This is a genomic window from Pseudomonas sp. GW822-FHT07A10 (assembly GCF_058798795.1).
In genome coordinates this window covers 392,403-407,275 of the sequence record NZ_JBXAKV010000005.1, presented here as the reverse complement: position 1 = coordinate 407,275, position 14,873 = coordinate 392,403, and the positions used below count along the sequence as shown (strand labels likewise).

Annotated in this window: 12 protein-coding genes; all 12 read right to left on the bottom strand. The window is 59.9% G+C overall.

Features of this window, described 5'->3' with window-relative positions:
• Positions 1 to 140: 140 nt before the first annotated feature.
• On the bottom strand, positions 141 to 1,679 hold the full coding sequence (locus tag AC1RL4_RS11965; protein WP_230173764.1) for an ArnT family glycosyltransferase: 1,539 nt from the start codon (positions 1,677 to 1,679) through the stop codon (positions 141 to 143).
• Between the two features lie 56 nt (positions 1,680 to 1,735).
• A complete protein-coding gene (locus AC1RL4_RS11960; protein WP_019578859.1) occupies positions 1,736 to 3,100 on the bottom strand; it encodes a UDP-glucose dehydrogenase family protein in 1,365 nt (454 codons plus the stop codon).
• The gene (gene arnF / locus AC1RL4_RS11955) at positions 3,097 to 3,510 is read right to left on the bottom strand and encodes a 4-amino-4-deoxy-L-arabinose-phosphoundecaprenol flippase subunit ArnF (protein ID WP_230173655.1); all 414 of its coding nucleotides are present in this window, start codon (positions 3,508 to 3,510) and stop codon (positions 3,097 to 3,099) included. Before arnF ends, AC1RL4_RS11960 begins: the two co-directional genes overlap by 4 nt.
• On the bottom strand, positions 3,507 to 3,851 hold the full coding sequence (gene arnE, locus AC1RL4_RS11950) for a 4-amino-4-deoxy-L-arabinose-phosphoundecaprenol flippase subunit ArnE (RefSeq protein WP_019578861.1): 345 nt from the start codon (positions 3,849 to 3,851) through the stop codon (positions 3,507 to 3,509). The genes arnF and arnE overlap by 4 nt, the downstream gene beginning before the upstream one ends.
• Positions 3,848 to 5,503 (bottom strand): lipid IV(A) 4-amino-4-deoxy-L-arabinosyltransferase, encoded by a 1,656-nt coding sequence (arnT, locus tag AC1RL4_RS11945; RefSeq protein WP_019578862.1) that lies wholly within the window; start codon positions 5,501 to 5,503, stop codon positions 3,848 to 3,850. Before arnT ends, arnE begins: the two co-directional genes overlap by 4 nt.
• The gene (arnD, locus tag AC1RL4_RS11940; protein ID WP_019578863.1) at positions 5,500 to 6,384 is read right to left on the bottom strand and encodes a 4-deoxy-4-formamido-L-arabinose-phosphoundecaprenol deformylase; all 885 of its coding nucleotides are present in this window, start codon (positions 6,382 to 6,384) and stop codon (positions 5,500 to 5,502) included. Before arnD ends, arnT begins: the two co-directional genes overlap by 4 nt.
• Positions 6,384 to 8,378, bottom strand: a complete 1,995-nt coding sequence (arnA, locus tag AC1RL4_RS11935; RefSeq protein WP_028940617.1) for a bifunctional UDP-4-amino-4-deoxy-L-arabinose formyltransferase/UDP-glucuronic acid oxidase ArnA — start codon at positions 8,376 to 8,378, stop codon at positions 6,384 to 6,386. Before arnA ends, arnD begins: the two co-directional genes overlap by 1 nt.
• On the bottom strand, positions 8,375 to 9,394 hold the full coding sequence (gene arnC / locus AC1RL4_RS11930) for an undecaprenyl-phosphate 4-deoxy-4-formamido-L-arabinose transferase (protein ID WP_028940616.1): 1,020 nt from the start codon (positions 9,392 to 9,394) through the stop codon (positions 8,375 to 8,377). The genes arnA and arnC overlap by 4 nt, the downstream gene beginning before the upstream one ends.
• A complete protein-coding gene (arnB, locus tag AC1RL4_RS11925) occupies positions 9,391 to 10,539 on the bottom strand; it encodes a UDP-4-amino-4-deoxy-L-arabinose aminotransferase (protein ID WP_018925835.1) in 1,149 nt (382 codons plus the stop codon). Before arnB ends, arnC begins: the two co-directional genes overlap by 4 nt.
• Before the next feature lie 413 nt (positions 10,540 to 10,952).
• Entirely contained in the window at positions 10,953 to 12,023 is a 1,071-nt protein-coding gene (locus AC1RL4_RS11920; protein ID WP_019578866.1) for an ABC transporter ATP-binding protein, read from the bottom strand.
• Entirely contained in the window at positions 12,020 to 13,621 is a 1,602-nt protein-coding gene (locus AC1RL4_RS11915; protein ID WP_026331639.1) for an ABC transporter permease, read from the bottom strand. Before AC1RL4_RS11915 ends, AC1RL4_RS11920 begins: the two co-directional genes overlap by 4 nt.
• A complete protein-coding gene (locus tag AC1RL4_RS11910) occupies positions 13,622 to 14,638 on the bottom strand; it encodes an iron ABC transporter substrate-binding protein (RefSeq protein ID WP_230173657.1) in 1,017 nt (338 codons plus the stop codon).
• Positions 14,639 to 14,873: the final 235 nt, after the last annotated feature.

Genomic DNA, 14,873 nt, shown 5'->3' with positions numbered 1-14,873 from the left:
TCAAACGTAGGCGTTCAAGTGTGGTTAACAGTAACTAACGGACAATACATGGATACGCAGGAGCTACTGCAGGCTGCGATCTTTGATCTTGCTCTTCAGCAACATCGAAACCATCAAAAGATCGCAACCTGCGGCAGTTCCTACAAGGGAGGCGTGTGCAGCAATACGAAATCGTTTTTATCGAAACGTCCGCTCAATACCGGTGGCTGGGCACCCAGCGGAGTGCCTTGCAAGGCGTTGTAGTCGTTTCGGTCCATCATCAGCCAGGCCGGCCCCGAGAGGGCTTCCAGTTCCTGTGTCGATTCGGTGAACACCGGTTGAAAGTCCTGCTCGATATTGACCATGAACTTGATCGCCTTGGCGTCTTTGCCCATGCCGTGCAGCACCAATGGCGCCGGGGCTTTTTGAATCTCTGCGAACGCGGCTCGGCTGAAGGCTTGCGTATCGTAAAGCTGACGTTCGACCGGTTCATATACCAGGATATAAACCGACCACAGCGCGAGGACTGCGCAACAGGCCAGCACCTCGGCTCGCCAGCGAGCGCGAAACCAAGCCGCCAGCGTGATGACTTGCAGAGCCGCAAGCACGATCAATACCGGCACAAAGGCAGGAGGTTGTGCTGGCAGACGCCGCTGAATGATCAGCAATGCGACAATCAACACCCCCGGTATCACCAACCACAGCCCTTGCATCAAACCCCGCAACCAACCGAATACCCGACCTTGCGCCACCTGAAACGGGTATGCCGCAATGATCGCCGCCATGGGCAGCATCGGCAGCAGGTAACGGGCCTTTTTCGCCTGGGGAATCGACAAGCCAATCATCACGATCAATCCGGCCGCCGTGCAGTATTGCAACAGGCGTAATGCCGGACCTGCCTGCCGTGGATTCGTCAGCCAGACTGCGGCCAATACCAGCAGTGCCAATGGATATGCGAGCGCGTAGTTGCCAAACGAAGCGGTGAAGTAATACAGCGAACCACTGACGCCTTCACTGCCGTCCATGCGCCCCATGAACTGCATGCGCACCACGTCATGCATGAAGGCCGTTCCACCACTGGCTTCGGCCAGCCACAGCAGTGCGCCAACGCACACCACCAACAACACCGCCGCCAACAGGCCAAAACCGAACAACCGTGACCATTGGCGATTGAGCAGGTAGTAGCTGCACAGCATGCCGGTGGGGATCACCAGCCCGATCGGCCCGCGAATCCCGAAGCCCAACAGCAGCAGCACAAAAATCAGCGGCCACCGACGGGGCATGGCGAAATGATCGGCGGCGTACCCAAGGTAGAACACCGAAAAGGCCACGGCCGCCAGCATCAGGTCCTGGGACACGGCACGGGTTTCAGTGACAAATGTACTGGTGAGCAACATCAACGCGATGCTCAGCAGTGCCCAGCGTGTGGAGCAGGGCGCGACCAACCGGTACATCAACGTGACGATCACCGCAGCGCCGATGGCAGTCGGCAACCACGCGGTGAGGCTATTGACCTGACCGAACGGCAGGGACAACAGCCAGACAAACACCGTAGACAGCGCCGAGTAATCGGCATAGGGCTGGTCATAGGTGGTCGGGAAAAACGACGGCCCGTGGCGCAGCATCTCCTGGGCGAACAGCACGAACCGCGAATCGAAGCCGATTGCTGTTTGCTGATAGACCCCCGCGATGAACAGCATGAACGTCAGCAGCCCGAACCCTAAGGACTGCCGACGAATGCCGGGCGATACCGTACTCACGCGATGACTGAGGCCGCTGGAATCGGTAACTTGCACGATTCACCGCGGCCCATCGGGAAGTACAGGAAACCGCTGCGCGCCAGGCGCTCGGCGTCGTACAGGTTACGTCCGTCGAAAATCACCGGTGCATTCAGGCGTTGCTGGATCAGGTCGAAGTCCGGCGCCTTGAACTGCTGCCATTCGGTGCAGATGATCAACGCGTCGGCACCCGAAAGGACTGATTCCGGCGTGCCCATGAGCATCAGCTTCGGTTCGTCAGGATAAAGCTGTTGGGTTTCCTGCATGGCTTCCGGGTCGAACGCCCGTACATTGGCCCCCGCAGCCCACAACGATTCCAGCAGCACCCGGCTCGGCGCATCGCGCATGTCGTCGGTGTTGGGCTTGAAGGCCAGGCCCCACACGGCGAAGGTTTTGTCGCGTAAATCACCTTTGTAGAAGGCGTTGATGCGTTCGAACAGTTTGTGTTTCTGCCGCTGGTTGATGGCTTCTACCGCTTGCAGCAGGTCGCTGTTGCAATGGGCTTCTTCGGCACTGTGAATCAGTGCGCGCATGTCCTTGGGGAAACACGAGCCGCCGTAACCGCAGCCGGGATAGATGAAGTGGTAACCGATGCGCGAATCGGCACCGATGCCCAGCCGTACCGATTCGATATCGGCACCCAGGTGTTCGGCCAGTTCGGCGATCTGGTTGATGAAGCTGATTTTGGTCGCCAGCATGCAGTTGGCGGCGTATTTGGTCAGCTCGGCGCTGCGCAGGTCCATGAACATGACGCGGTCATGGTTGCGGTTGAACGGTGCATAGAGGTCGCGCATCACCTCGCGCACTTCATCGCCTTCACAGCCGATGATGATGCGGTCCGGACGGCGGCAATCGGCCACGGCCGAACCCTCTTTCAAAAACTCCGGGTTGGAAACGATATCGAACTGCAACTGACGGCCGGCCTTGAGCAGGTACTCGTCGATATGAGCGCGCAGCGTATCGCCGGTGCCCACCGGTACCGTGGATTTTTCCACCAGAATCACCGGCTGTTCACGATGGCGCGCCACTGCTTCGCCCACGGACAACACGTATTGCAGATCCGCCGAACCATCCTCCCGGGACGGCGTGCCGACGGCGATGAACAGCACCTGGCCATGTTGCACCGCAAATTTTTCGTCCGAGGTGAACTGCAGCCGCTTGGCGTCCAGGCTTTCACGCACCAGGCTGGCCAGCCCCGGCTCGAAGATGCTGACGTGGCCTTGTTGCAGCAACGCAACTTTTTTCTCGTCAATGTCCATACACACTACATCGTGGCCGACTTCGGCCAGGACGGCGGCTTGCACCAGACCAACGTAACCGCTACCAAATACACTGATTTTCATGATGCACTCCTAAGTTCGGGCGCGCGAGCAGGTCGAGAATTAATAGTGATAACACCGAGGATGACCAGCGCCACTCCCAGGGTTTTTGAAAGACTGAAGGATTCGTTGAACAGCGGCAGGCTGGCGGCTAGCACATACACCAGCGCGTAGCTGATGCTCAGCAGCGAATAGGCCCGACCCAGCGGCACATCCCGCAGGGCGGCGAGCCAGGTGAGCATCGACACGGCATAGGCGAGGATGGCGGCCAGCACGACAATCACAGCAGACACATCGACACTGCCGTTGCTCAAGGCCGCTAACCACTGTTCGGGATGTGGCAATCGAGTCATGCTCCAGCGCATGCCCAACTGCGCGGCGGTGCCCAGCACTACGCTGCCCATGGCAAAGGCGATTCCGCGACGCAGGCTCATGCGTGTTGCCCCAGCAACGCCACGCCACCAATCACCAGTGCCACGCCCAACCAATGACGGCGGTCGATGACTTCGTGAAAGACGAAACGGGCGACCAGTGTGATCAGCACGAAATTCAGGCTGAGCATGGGATAGGCGATACCGACTTCGAGGCGCTGCAACACCAGCAGCCAGACCAGCAAACCCAGCCCCAGAGAGGCGAGCGCCAGCCACAGCCAGGGCGAACGCAGTTTCTCGCCCCAGCCCGAGGTCTTGCCACGCCAGCTTTCCACGGCGTACTTCTGGGCGATCTGGCCCAGGCAGGTCAGCAGGCACGCGGTCAGTACCAGCAACAGGCTCATGACGCATCCCGAGGGAAGATCAGAATCACCAGGTTGCCTTGTTCATAACGCTTGCCATCTTTGGGTAGCAGTTCGATTTCTTGCAGTTCGTCATCCCCTTTGACCCGCATCACCACGCCGACCGAACCACTCTGACGCGCTTCGCGCATCCACTGTTGCACGTGTTTGAGATCGACCCGCTGCTGCATTGCATCTGGATCAGGATAGTCGAGGCCGTATTTCAATTCGCCTATCGTGTTGTACAACGCCACCTCGGGGCGTTTCAAACGCCAGGCCAGGGCCGAAGCAGCGCCCAGGTCGTTGCTCAACAGCTTGTCGGTTTGCGCCAGCTCCGGGGCGTGCTGGAGGATGAACTGGTCGGGCATCTTGTTCGCCACCACCGAATCCGGCATGCCGGCCGGCAACACGCCGATCAGCAGCAAACTGCCAAAAGCCGGTGCCGCCCAGCATTGCAAGGGACGGAAGGCCTGCAGCAGGTTGGCCATGATCCAGCCGATCAACCCGATGAACACCAATACCAGGTTGTGCAGTTCGTGGGTGTACAGCGGCTTTTTCAGTTGCAGATAGACCAGCGCAATCAGGACGATCAGGCCCAGCGTCATGTTCAGCAGGCCATTGATCCCCAGCACCCGGCCTTGTTCCAGCTTCAGTCGGTCCGCCAGGGCATGGCCCAGCAACAACGCCAGAGGCAGCAGGCAGGGCATGATGTAGGTCGGCAGCTTGCCGTTGCTCAAGCTGAAAAACAGCAAGGGCATCAGCAACCACAGCAGCAGGAAAGCGATGTTGGCCTGACGCCGGGTCTGCCAGGCCTGTTTCAGCGCCGATGGCAGCAACGCCGCCCATGGCAGGCTGAACGCCACCAGCAGCGGCAGGTAGAACCACCATGGCGCATCGTGTTGGGCGTCATCCCCGGCGAAGCGGCGAATGTGTTCGTGCCAGAAGAAGAACCGCCAGTAATCGGGTTCCTGCGCGTGCACCGCCAAGGCCCACGGCAGGCTCACCGCGATGGCCACGACAATCGCCACCGGGCCGTAAGTCAGCAGTTCCCGCCAGCGTTTCTGCCAGAGCACCCAGGGCAGGGCGATCAACACCGGCAACGCCCAGGCGAGGAAGCCTTTGGTCATGAAACCCATGCCGCAGGCCAGCCCCAGTACAGTCCAGCCGAGCAGACGCTGGCCACGGCTGGTGCTGTCCAGCGCAAACCACAAAGCCACCAGACTCAGGTTTACCCAGAAGGTGAATTGCGGATCGAGGTTGGCGTAGCCGGCTTGCCCGGCGACGATCGCAAAGCTCATGTACAGCAGCGCACAGGCAAAACTCTTGCGCGGCTCATTCCACAGTCGGTGAGCGATCAGATAACACAGCAACACGCTCAGCCCGGTACTCAGCACCGAGGCGATACGCACGCCAAACAGATTATCGCCAAACAGCGCCTGACCGATGGCAATCATCCAGTAGCCCGCGATGGGTTTTTCGAAGTAACGCAGGCTCATGAAGTGCGGCGACACCCAGTTACCGCTCAGGAGCATGTCCTGGCTGATCTGGGCGTAACGGGTTTCGTCGGGAATCCAAAGGCCGTGGGTGCCCAGTGGCAACAAGTACGCCAGCAGCAGAACGACCAGTAATAACGGCAATGCCCAGGGTTTGCTCATGCGCCTTGAACCCCTAGCCAACCTTCGCGACCCTCAAGAGTGCCGCGTACGACCCGGCCTTTGGGCAAGATGGCGGGGGCGTCGGGAAGCAAATGGCCCAAGGGCTGGAAATGAATATCACGTTGGCGAGCATCGGCCAATAATTGGCGAAAATCGTTGGCCATCAGAATCCCTTCTACTTCGGCATGGACAGTGTAGACATTTAGTTTTTGCGGGGAGAACCGCTCAAGAATGAAGGTGTTGAAGTCTTTGGCCGCAACGGTCGGGCCAACCACTTCGTCGAAGGTCGGCAGGTCCACCGGAATCTGCGGTGCGCCCAGACTACCATTGGTCAGGATTGGCTGGAACAGGTGCTGGCCTCGACAATCGCTGTTGTAGCGAAAGCCGAAACCTTGCTTGGCTTCGATCACACGCTCGTCCGCCCGCCAACCGGCGGACGCCGAGCATTCGACTTTTTGACCGAGGATGTCACTGAGGCTATCGACGCCACGGCGAATTTGCTCGATCAGTTGCGCCTGGCTCCAGCGTCCGGCATTGGCCTGCCAGCCGTGGTGATCCCAGGCGTGCAGGCCGACTTCATGCCCGGCCGCCTGGGCCTGACGCATCAGGTGCCCGAGGTCGCGACCGATCGGTTTGCCCGGCCACGCAGTGCCGGCCAACAAAATATCCCAGCCATACAGGCCGGCAGCGTTGGAACGAAGCATCTTCCAGAGAAACTGCGGACGGATAAGGCGCCACAAGTGGCGCCCCATGTTGTCTGGCCCGACGCTGAAGAAAAACGTCGCCTTGACCTGTGCTTCATCGAGCATTTCGAGTAACCGCGGCACCCCTTCACGGGTGCCTCGGTAGGTGTCGACATCGATTCGAAGGCCTGCCTGCATCAACGTTTTTTGTCCGCGATTTCGAGCATGGCCTCGCGCAGGAAGAAGTCCAGCGTGTTGCCGATGGTTTCCTTCATCTCCACGGTCGGTGCCCAGTCAAGCAGACGCTTGGCGTTGGCGATGCTCGGTTTGCGGTGAGACACGTCCTGATAGCCAGTGCCGTAGAAGGCCTTGCTTTCGATATCGCGGAAACCGGCGAATGGCGGGAAGTTGTCGCGCAACGGGTGAGCTTCGAACTGACGCAGCAGTTCTTCGCCCAACTGACGAATGCTGGCTTCGTTGTCCGGGTTGCCGATGTTGATGATCTGGCCGTTGCAGACATCGTTGTCGTTGTCGATGATCCGCGCCAGGGCTTCGACGCCATCGGCGATGTCGGTGAAGCAGCGTTTTTGTTCGCCGCCGTCGAACAGGCGAATTGGCGTGCCTTCCACCAGGTTCAGGATCAACTGGGTGATGGCCCGGGAGCTGCCGATACGCGCCGAGTCCAGACGGTCCAGGCGTGGGCCCATCCAGTTGAAAGGGCGGAACAGGGTGAAGTTCAGGCCTTTCTGGCCGTAAGCCCAGATCACTCGGTCAAGCAGCTGCTTGGAGATCGAGTAGATCCAGCGTTGCTTGTTGATCGGCCCAACCACCAGGTTGGAGCTGTCTTCGTCGAAGTTGGCGTCCTGGCACATGCCATAGACTTCGGAGGTCGACGGGAAGATCACGCGCTTGTTGTATTTGACGCAGTAGCGAACCAGTTTCAGGTTCTCTTCGAAGTCCAGTTCGAATACACGCAGCGGATTGCGGGTGTATTCGATCGGCGTGGCGATCGCCACCAGCGGCAGGACCACGTCGCATTTCTTGATGTGGTACTCGATCCACTCCGAGTGGATGCTGATATCGCCTTCGACGAAGTGGAAGTTCGGATGGCTGCGCAGGCGCTCGATGGCGTCCGAGCCGATGTCCAGGCCGTACACTTCATAGCGGTCGTCACGCAGCAGACGCTCGGACAGGTGATTGCCGATGAAGCCGTTGACGCCAAGGATCAGCACGCGGGTGCGGCGCGGTGCACGGCCCGATTCGGCGCCACGCAGCACAGAACCGTCGACCAGCCCCAGTTCATTGGCCAGTTGTGGGCCGCTGAGGTACAGGCCGTTGTCGTTGCGTTGGCCGGCATTGATCACCAGCGAGTCTTTGCCGCAGGCGATTCGCAGCGGATCGACGCTGATAACCCGGCCCGGTGCCTGGCCTTCGTTGCCCTTGACGACATCCGCGCTCCAGACAATCAACTTGTGCTCGCCCACGGCACAGAACGCGCCCGGGTAAGGTTGGGTCACGGCGCGGACCAGATTGAACAGTTCTTCGGCCGGTTTGCTCCAGACCAGTTTGCCGTCCGCCGGGGTGCGACGGCCAAACACTGTGGCTTTGGATTCGTCCTGTGGGGTTTCGCTGATTTTGCCCTGAAGCAATGCAGGCAAGGTGTCGCGCAGCAGATCGCTGGCGGCCTGGCGCAATTTGCCGTGCAGGGTCAGCGCGGTGTCGGCGCGCTCGATCGCTACCCGCTCCTGGGCAATGATGGCGCCGGCATCGGCACGTTTGACCATGCGGTGCAGGGTCACGCCGGTCTCGGTTTCACCGTTGACCAGTACCCAGTTGGCCGGTGCGCGGCCTCGGTAGCGAGGCAGCAACGAACCGTGCAGGTTGAAGGCGCCTTTGCTGGCCGTGGCCAACAGTGGCTCGCTCAGCAGGTTGCGGTAGTAGAACGAAAACAGGTACTCGGGGTTGAGTTTGCTGATGCGCTCGATCCACAGCGGGTGGTTGGCGTCTTCCGGGGCGTGCACCGGGATGCCTTTACGGGCGCACAGTTGCGCAACCGAGCCATAGAACGCATTTTCCTTCGGGTCATCGGGATGGGTGAACACGGCTGCAATCTCGAAACCGCTGGCAAGCAGGGATTCGATGCCGGCACAGCCAATATCGTGATAAGCGAAGACAACAGCTTTTGCACTCATGAGAGAACCTGATCTGAAGAAGTGGAAGTGAGACCGTCAACGGTGACAACGGGGGCAGGAGCAGAAGGGGTGCTACGTAAAACTTTTTCGATAAAGAACCGTGGACGTGCCCGGACGTCACTGTACATGCGGCCCAGGTACTCGCCCAGCAGGCCCATGCCAATGAATTGCCCACCGGTGAAAACGAACAATACGGCGAACAGGACGAACGTACCGCCGCCCGCCCAACCGGCGCCGAAAGCCATGCGCAGCACAATCAGCGCGATGGCGAACAGCACGCCGAGGCCGGCCATGCCGAAGCCGACGATGCTCAGCAATCGCAGCGGTGTGGTTGTCATGCAGGTGACCAGATCGAACATCAGGTTGATCAGGCGCATCGGGCTGTATTTGGATTCGCCGTGTTCACGCTCGGCGTGGGTCACCAGAATTTCCGTGGTGTGCCGGGCGAAGCTATTGGCCAGGATCGGGATGAACGTGCTGCGTTCGCGGCAGGCGAGCATGGCGTCGACGATGGTGCGGCGGTAGGCGCGCAGCATGCAGCCGTAGTCGCTCATGGCAACACCGGTGGAGCGCTGCACGGCAAGGTTGATCAGCTTCGACGGCCAGCGACGCAAGGCCGAGTCCTGACGGTTGTTGCGCACCGTGGCGACTACGTCATAGCCAAGTTCGGCTTGAGCCACCAGCCGCGGGATTTCTTCAGGCGGGTTTTGCAGGTCGGCGTCGAGGGTGATCACCACGTCGCCCTTGCATTGTTCGAACCCTGCCATGATCGCCGCATGCTGGCCGTAGTTGCGGTTGAGAATGACCGCCACCACCGGGCTGCCGTCGAGACTGGCCGCGTCCTCGAGGATTTGCGCCGAGTTGTCGCGGCTGCCGTCGTCGACCAGCACTATTTCGTAGTCATGGTGCAGTTGCTGGCACGCCGCTTCGGTGCGCCGGAGCAACTCGGGCAGACTGTCTTCCTCGTTATAGACCGGGATGACGATTGATACGCAACGGATCGGATAAGGTTTCACAGGCTTCTGTCCAGTGTTTTTTCAATGGCGCCGACGACACGATCGACATCATCGGTGGTCATGTCGGGGAACAACGGGATCGAACACAGCCGCGCCGAGTTCCATTCGGTGTTGGGCAGGTAGATGTTGGGGAAACGCTGCCGGTAGTAAGTGTGCAGGTGGGTGGCGATGAAGTGAATACCGGTGCCGATGTTCTGTTCCTGCAACGCCTTCATGAACGCCTCGCGATCCAGCCCGCAACGTTCGGCGTCAATGCGCAGGATGAACAGATGCCAGGCGTGCTGTTGCGCATGGGCCGGAATGGCCAGTGGTTGCACCGGCAGGCCTTCAAGGCGTTGCAGGTAGGTCTGGGCCAGCTCTGTGCGCTTGGCGTTGATCGCGTCCAGGCGTTCCAGCTGCACCAGGGCGATGGCGGCATTGATGTCGGCCAGGTTGTACTTGAAGCCGGGTTCGATCACCTGGGCCTGGGGTTTGCGGCCGTGGGTGAGGCGGTCGTAGGCGTCGACGCCCAGGCCATGGAACTTGAGCATGCGGACCCGATTGGCCAAGGCTTCATCGTCGCTGACGAACATCGCGCCCTCGGCGCAGGTCATGTTCTTGATCGCGTGGAACGAGAAGATCGCCGTGCCTTGGGCGCCGACATGCCGACCTTTATAGAAAGTGCCCGCCGCGTGAGCCGCGTCTTCGATGACGGTGATGCCATGTTTGTCGGCCAGAGCGTAGAGCGGATCGAGGTCGAATGCCGCGCCGGCGTAATGCACCGGAATGATTGCCTTGGTGCGAGGCGTGATCGCCGCTTCGATGCTCTCGAGGTCGCTCATCAACGTGTCGCGGTCAACGTCGACGAAAACCGGCGTCGCACCGAGCAGGCAGATCATGTTGGCGGTGGACACCCAGGTCTGGGACGGAGTGATGACTTCGTCGCCGGGACCGATACCCAAGGCCAATAAAGTAATGTGCATGCCACCGGTGGCCGAGGACAATGCGACGGCATGCCGACAGCCAACATAGTTGGCGAAGTGTTCTTCCAGTTGCTGGTTTTTCGGCCCGGTAGTGATCCAGCCAGAGCGCAGTACTTGCTCTACCGCAGCAATTTCTTCGTCGCCGATACTCGGGCGAGAGAAGGGGAGAAACGCCTGACTCATGGGCACCTCGGAACTGAAAAAAAATTAGACTATCAGGCTTGAACGTTGGATCCAACATCAGCGTAGACGCTAAAACAAAAGCCGCATCAAGCAGTTGCCAGTAATTTGTGACAAATTACATCGGTTGACTTTGCTTGTCATGCCCAGCGGATTGGACGCCATCAAGACGCCATCTCCGGTCCGTTGAGGGTAAGCGCGATTTTGTGAAAGGAACATGAAAAACCGGTAGGTGATTCGTTTTATTTCAAGCCCATACAGGCACTGTTCAGGCTTCTACCGGCTCACGCACTTTTTGTGGGGAAAGGCGTACAGAAGTGTCCGCCTTGATGGACTTGCGCTGCATTGCTTAGTTGTTTATTTGAATTGTTATATTCAGGGCGATTTCGTTTCTCACCCGTTACCGATTCAAAAGCTTAAGGTTCGCTCAGTACATGAGCATGGCCGATGATCGACACATGAACCTCGCTGCCAGCGGGTGGCGCGTGCATGCCGGAACTGCGCACCAGCAATGAACGCCCCGGACGCTCATCAGCGCTCAACGTCTGTAATTCCACGGTCAATGTGCAGGTATTACCGCCGAAGTCGCATTCGGTGACCACGCCGCGACAGCCGTCCTGTTGCGCCAGGCCGTTGGGCGCGCTGATCAGCTGAAGTTGCTCGGGGCGCAGCATGATTTGCGCTGATCGGTTGTTTCTGTGGTTGTTGACCGGTATGCGACCCAGATCGCAATGAGCCCAACCGGCTTCAATTCTGGCCGGCATGACCACGGCATCCCCGAGAAACAGCGCGGTTTGTTCATCGGCGGGATAACGGTAAAGGTCCAGCGGATGTCCGGATTGCACTAGCCGGCCCTGACGCATCACCGCCAACTGATCGGCGAATGACAACGCTTCACTTTGATCGTGTGTCACCAGAATGGTCGTGACGCCGGCGTCAGCCAGAAGCCGTGCGACCAATTTGCGCATAGCAGCGCGCAAACCGGTATCGAGCGCCGAGAACGGCTCGTCCAGCAACATCAGCCGTGGTTGTTGCGCCAGGGCCCGGGCCAGCGCGACACGCTGTTGCTGGCCGCCGGAGAGTTCATGCGGCCAACGATTGGCCATGCTTGAATCCAGTGCCACGCTGTCCATCAACTCGGCGATGCGTTCCTGCCTGGCCACGCCTTTGGCCGCAAGCCCGAAACCGATGTTGGCGGCTACGGTCATGTGCGGGAACAGTGCACCATCCTGCGGAACATAGCCGATCAAGCGTTGATGCGCGGGAACCTCGCGGGTGCCGTCGACCAGCATCTGACCATTGAGCGCAAGGCTGCCAGAGTCCGGAAATTCGAAACCGGCGATCATTCGCAGCAAGGTGGTCTTGCCCGAACCGGACGGGCCGACGATCACCGTACGGCTTCCCGTCGGCACCGACAGGCTGATGTTCTCCAGGGCTCGCTGAGAACCGTAGGACTTGCAGATCGAGTGGAGTTCAAGAGCGTTCATCGGCCAGCCGTGCGTTTGGATTGGTGGTAAAGAAGTCCGGTTAACGGAAGCGACAGCAGAATCATGAGCAAGGCATAGGGCGCAGCGGCGGCATAGTCGATTTCACTGGTCATTGCCCAGAAACCGGTGGCCAGGGTGCGCGTGCCATTGGGGGCGAGCAGCAGGGTAGCGGTCAACTCATTGGTGACAGCCAGAAACACCAGCGCAGCGCCAGCGGCCGCACCGGGTGCGGCCAGACGCAGAGTAATCAGCCACAATGCCCGACCGGGCGACCGGCCGAGGCTGCGCGCCATGTTCTCCAGTTCCACCGGCGCCTGGGCGATGCCCGCGCGCAAACTCACCAGGGCGCGGGGCAAAAACATCAGTAAATACGCCAGCAGCACCGTGATGGTGGTCTGGTAAATCGGCCGGGCAAAATGAATCGTCAGGGTCACCAATGCCAGCGCCACGACAATCCCCGGCAACGCGCTGGTAATGTAGTTGCAGCTTTCCAGCACGCGTTGCAACGGGCCGGGTGAGCGAATCGACAGCCAGGCGATCGGGATGGCCGCGCAGGTGGTAATGAGCGCGCCGGCGGCCCCGAGCATCAGCGTCTGCTCCAGCGCCGGCAACAGTTCGCTCAGGCTCCAGACTTGCGCACCACCGGCGATCAGCCACTTGCCAAGGGTGATCAACGGCACACCGAGTGCCAGCACGCAGGTCACGGCTTGCAGCGTCAGCGCGAGCAGGGTGGTGCGCCCATTCAAGCGCACGATCCTTTGTTCGCGCGCGCTTCCCGACCCGACCCGGGCGTAGCGCGCCGTACCGCGAGCAGCCGACTCGGCCGTCAGCATGGCCAGGCAGCAGAGCGCGAGGACGCCGGCCAGCATATTGGCGGCAGGCCCGTTGAAGGTGGACTTGAACTGGTCAAAGATGGCCGTGGTGAAGGTGTCGAAGCGAATCATCGCGTACAGACCGTACTCGGCCAGCAGGTGCAGCCCCACCAGCAAGGCACCGCCGCAGATGGCCAGGCGCAACTGCGGCAGCACTACGCGAAAGAACACTGCCCAGGGCTTGAGCCCCAACGACTCGGAGACATCTTCGATGGCCGGATCGAGCCGGCGCAAAGTCGCTGCTATCGGCAGGTAAAGAAACGGGAAATAGGCGATGACCGACACCAGAACGCCGGCAAACAGCCCATGAATCGGTGGCACCAGACTGACCCACGCATAGCTGTGCACGAATGCCGGCACCGCCAGCGGCGCCGTCGCCAACAGCGACCACCAGCGCCGCCCCGGCAAGTTGGTGCGTTCCGTCAACCAGGCCAGCGCCAGACCCAGTGCGATGCACAAGGGAATGGTGAGCACCACCAGCAGCACGGTGTTGATCAGCAACTCGCCGACGCGTGGGCGCCATACCAGCGTCACAAGCGTCGCCCAGCCAGTCTGCACCGATACGCCGATGACGAAAGCAATCGGCAGTAACGCCAGCAACGACATCAGCACCGACAGACTAATCACCCAGGCGCCGCCGCGGCCTGCGAAGAGGCCGCGAGAGCGTGCGCGCAAGTGTGCAGAGGACGCCGCAGCGACCTCTGCCGGTAGCGTTTCAGGAAGCAATTAGAGCAACCCGGCCTGGGTCATCAGCTCAACCGCCTTTTTGCTGTCGAGTTTCGAGACGTCGACAGTCGGAGCGTCGAGTTGCTGCAGCGGCACCAGTTTCGGATTGGACTCTGCATTCTTGCCCACGGCGTATTCAAACGAGTTGCCGTTCTTGAGGATCGCCTGGCCGTCTTTGCCGGTAATCCATTTCAGGAATGCCTGGGCCTGTTCCTTGTGTTGACTGGAGGCCAGGACGCCGCCGCCGGACAGGCTGACAAAGGCACCTGGATCCTTGTGTTTGAAGTAGTTCAGCGAGGTGTTCTTGCTGTTCTCGCCGGTCTTGGACTGATCGACGAAGCTGTAATAGTGATAGATCACGCCGCTGTCGATCTGACCGGCATTGACTGCCTTGAGCACGGCGCTGTTGCCCCGGTAGGCGGTGAAGTTGGTTTTCATCGCTTTCAGCCAGTCGAGGGTCGCGGCTTCACCCTTGAGTTCCAGCACGGCAGCGACGATGGCCTGGAAGTCGGCACCGGCCGGCGAAGCGGCCCAGCGGCCTTTCCAGTTCGGTGCTGCGAGGTCCATCAGCGATTTGGGCAAGTCTGCTTCAGCCAGCTTGCTCGGGTTGTAGACGAACACCGTGGAGCGTGCGGCAATCCCTACCCATTTGCCATGCGCCGGACGATAGGCTGCGCCCACTTGTTCCAGCGTGCTCGGCGCAACCGGTGCAAACAGCCCCGCGTTGTCGACCAGCACCATCGCCGGGGAGTTTTCGGTCAGGAACACGTCGGCCGGGGAGGCTGCACCTTCTTGCACAAGCTGATTGCCCATCTCGGTGTCGTCGCCATTGCGTACGGTCACTTTGATGCCGGTTTCCTTGGTGAAGCCTTCGATCCAGGCTTTGGTCAGGCTTTCGTGTTGAGCGTTGTAGACCACGATACCCTCCGTCTGCGCAGCGGCATACACGTGACCGGCGCTGAGGAAAGCAGTGGTCAACAATGCGTTTTTAAGGAACGAGGGGATACGGGAAATCATTCTGTCGACGGCTCCTGTTTTTTTAGTCAACACGCGCAGATTCATTATTGGAACAATGCGAATCATTTGCATGTTTGAGTCGCCGCGAATGTAGAGCGCCAAATGAGAAAAAAACGTCAAAAAAATCGTAAATAGATGTCATTTCACTGTCGGCGGAAAACTTGAGCCGACACGGTGGTGGGCAACTTTCAAATGATATCTTCGATCAGAGTGTGGCTTTGGGCCCCTTGGCTGA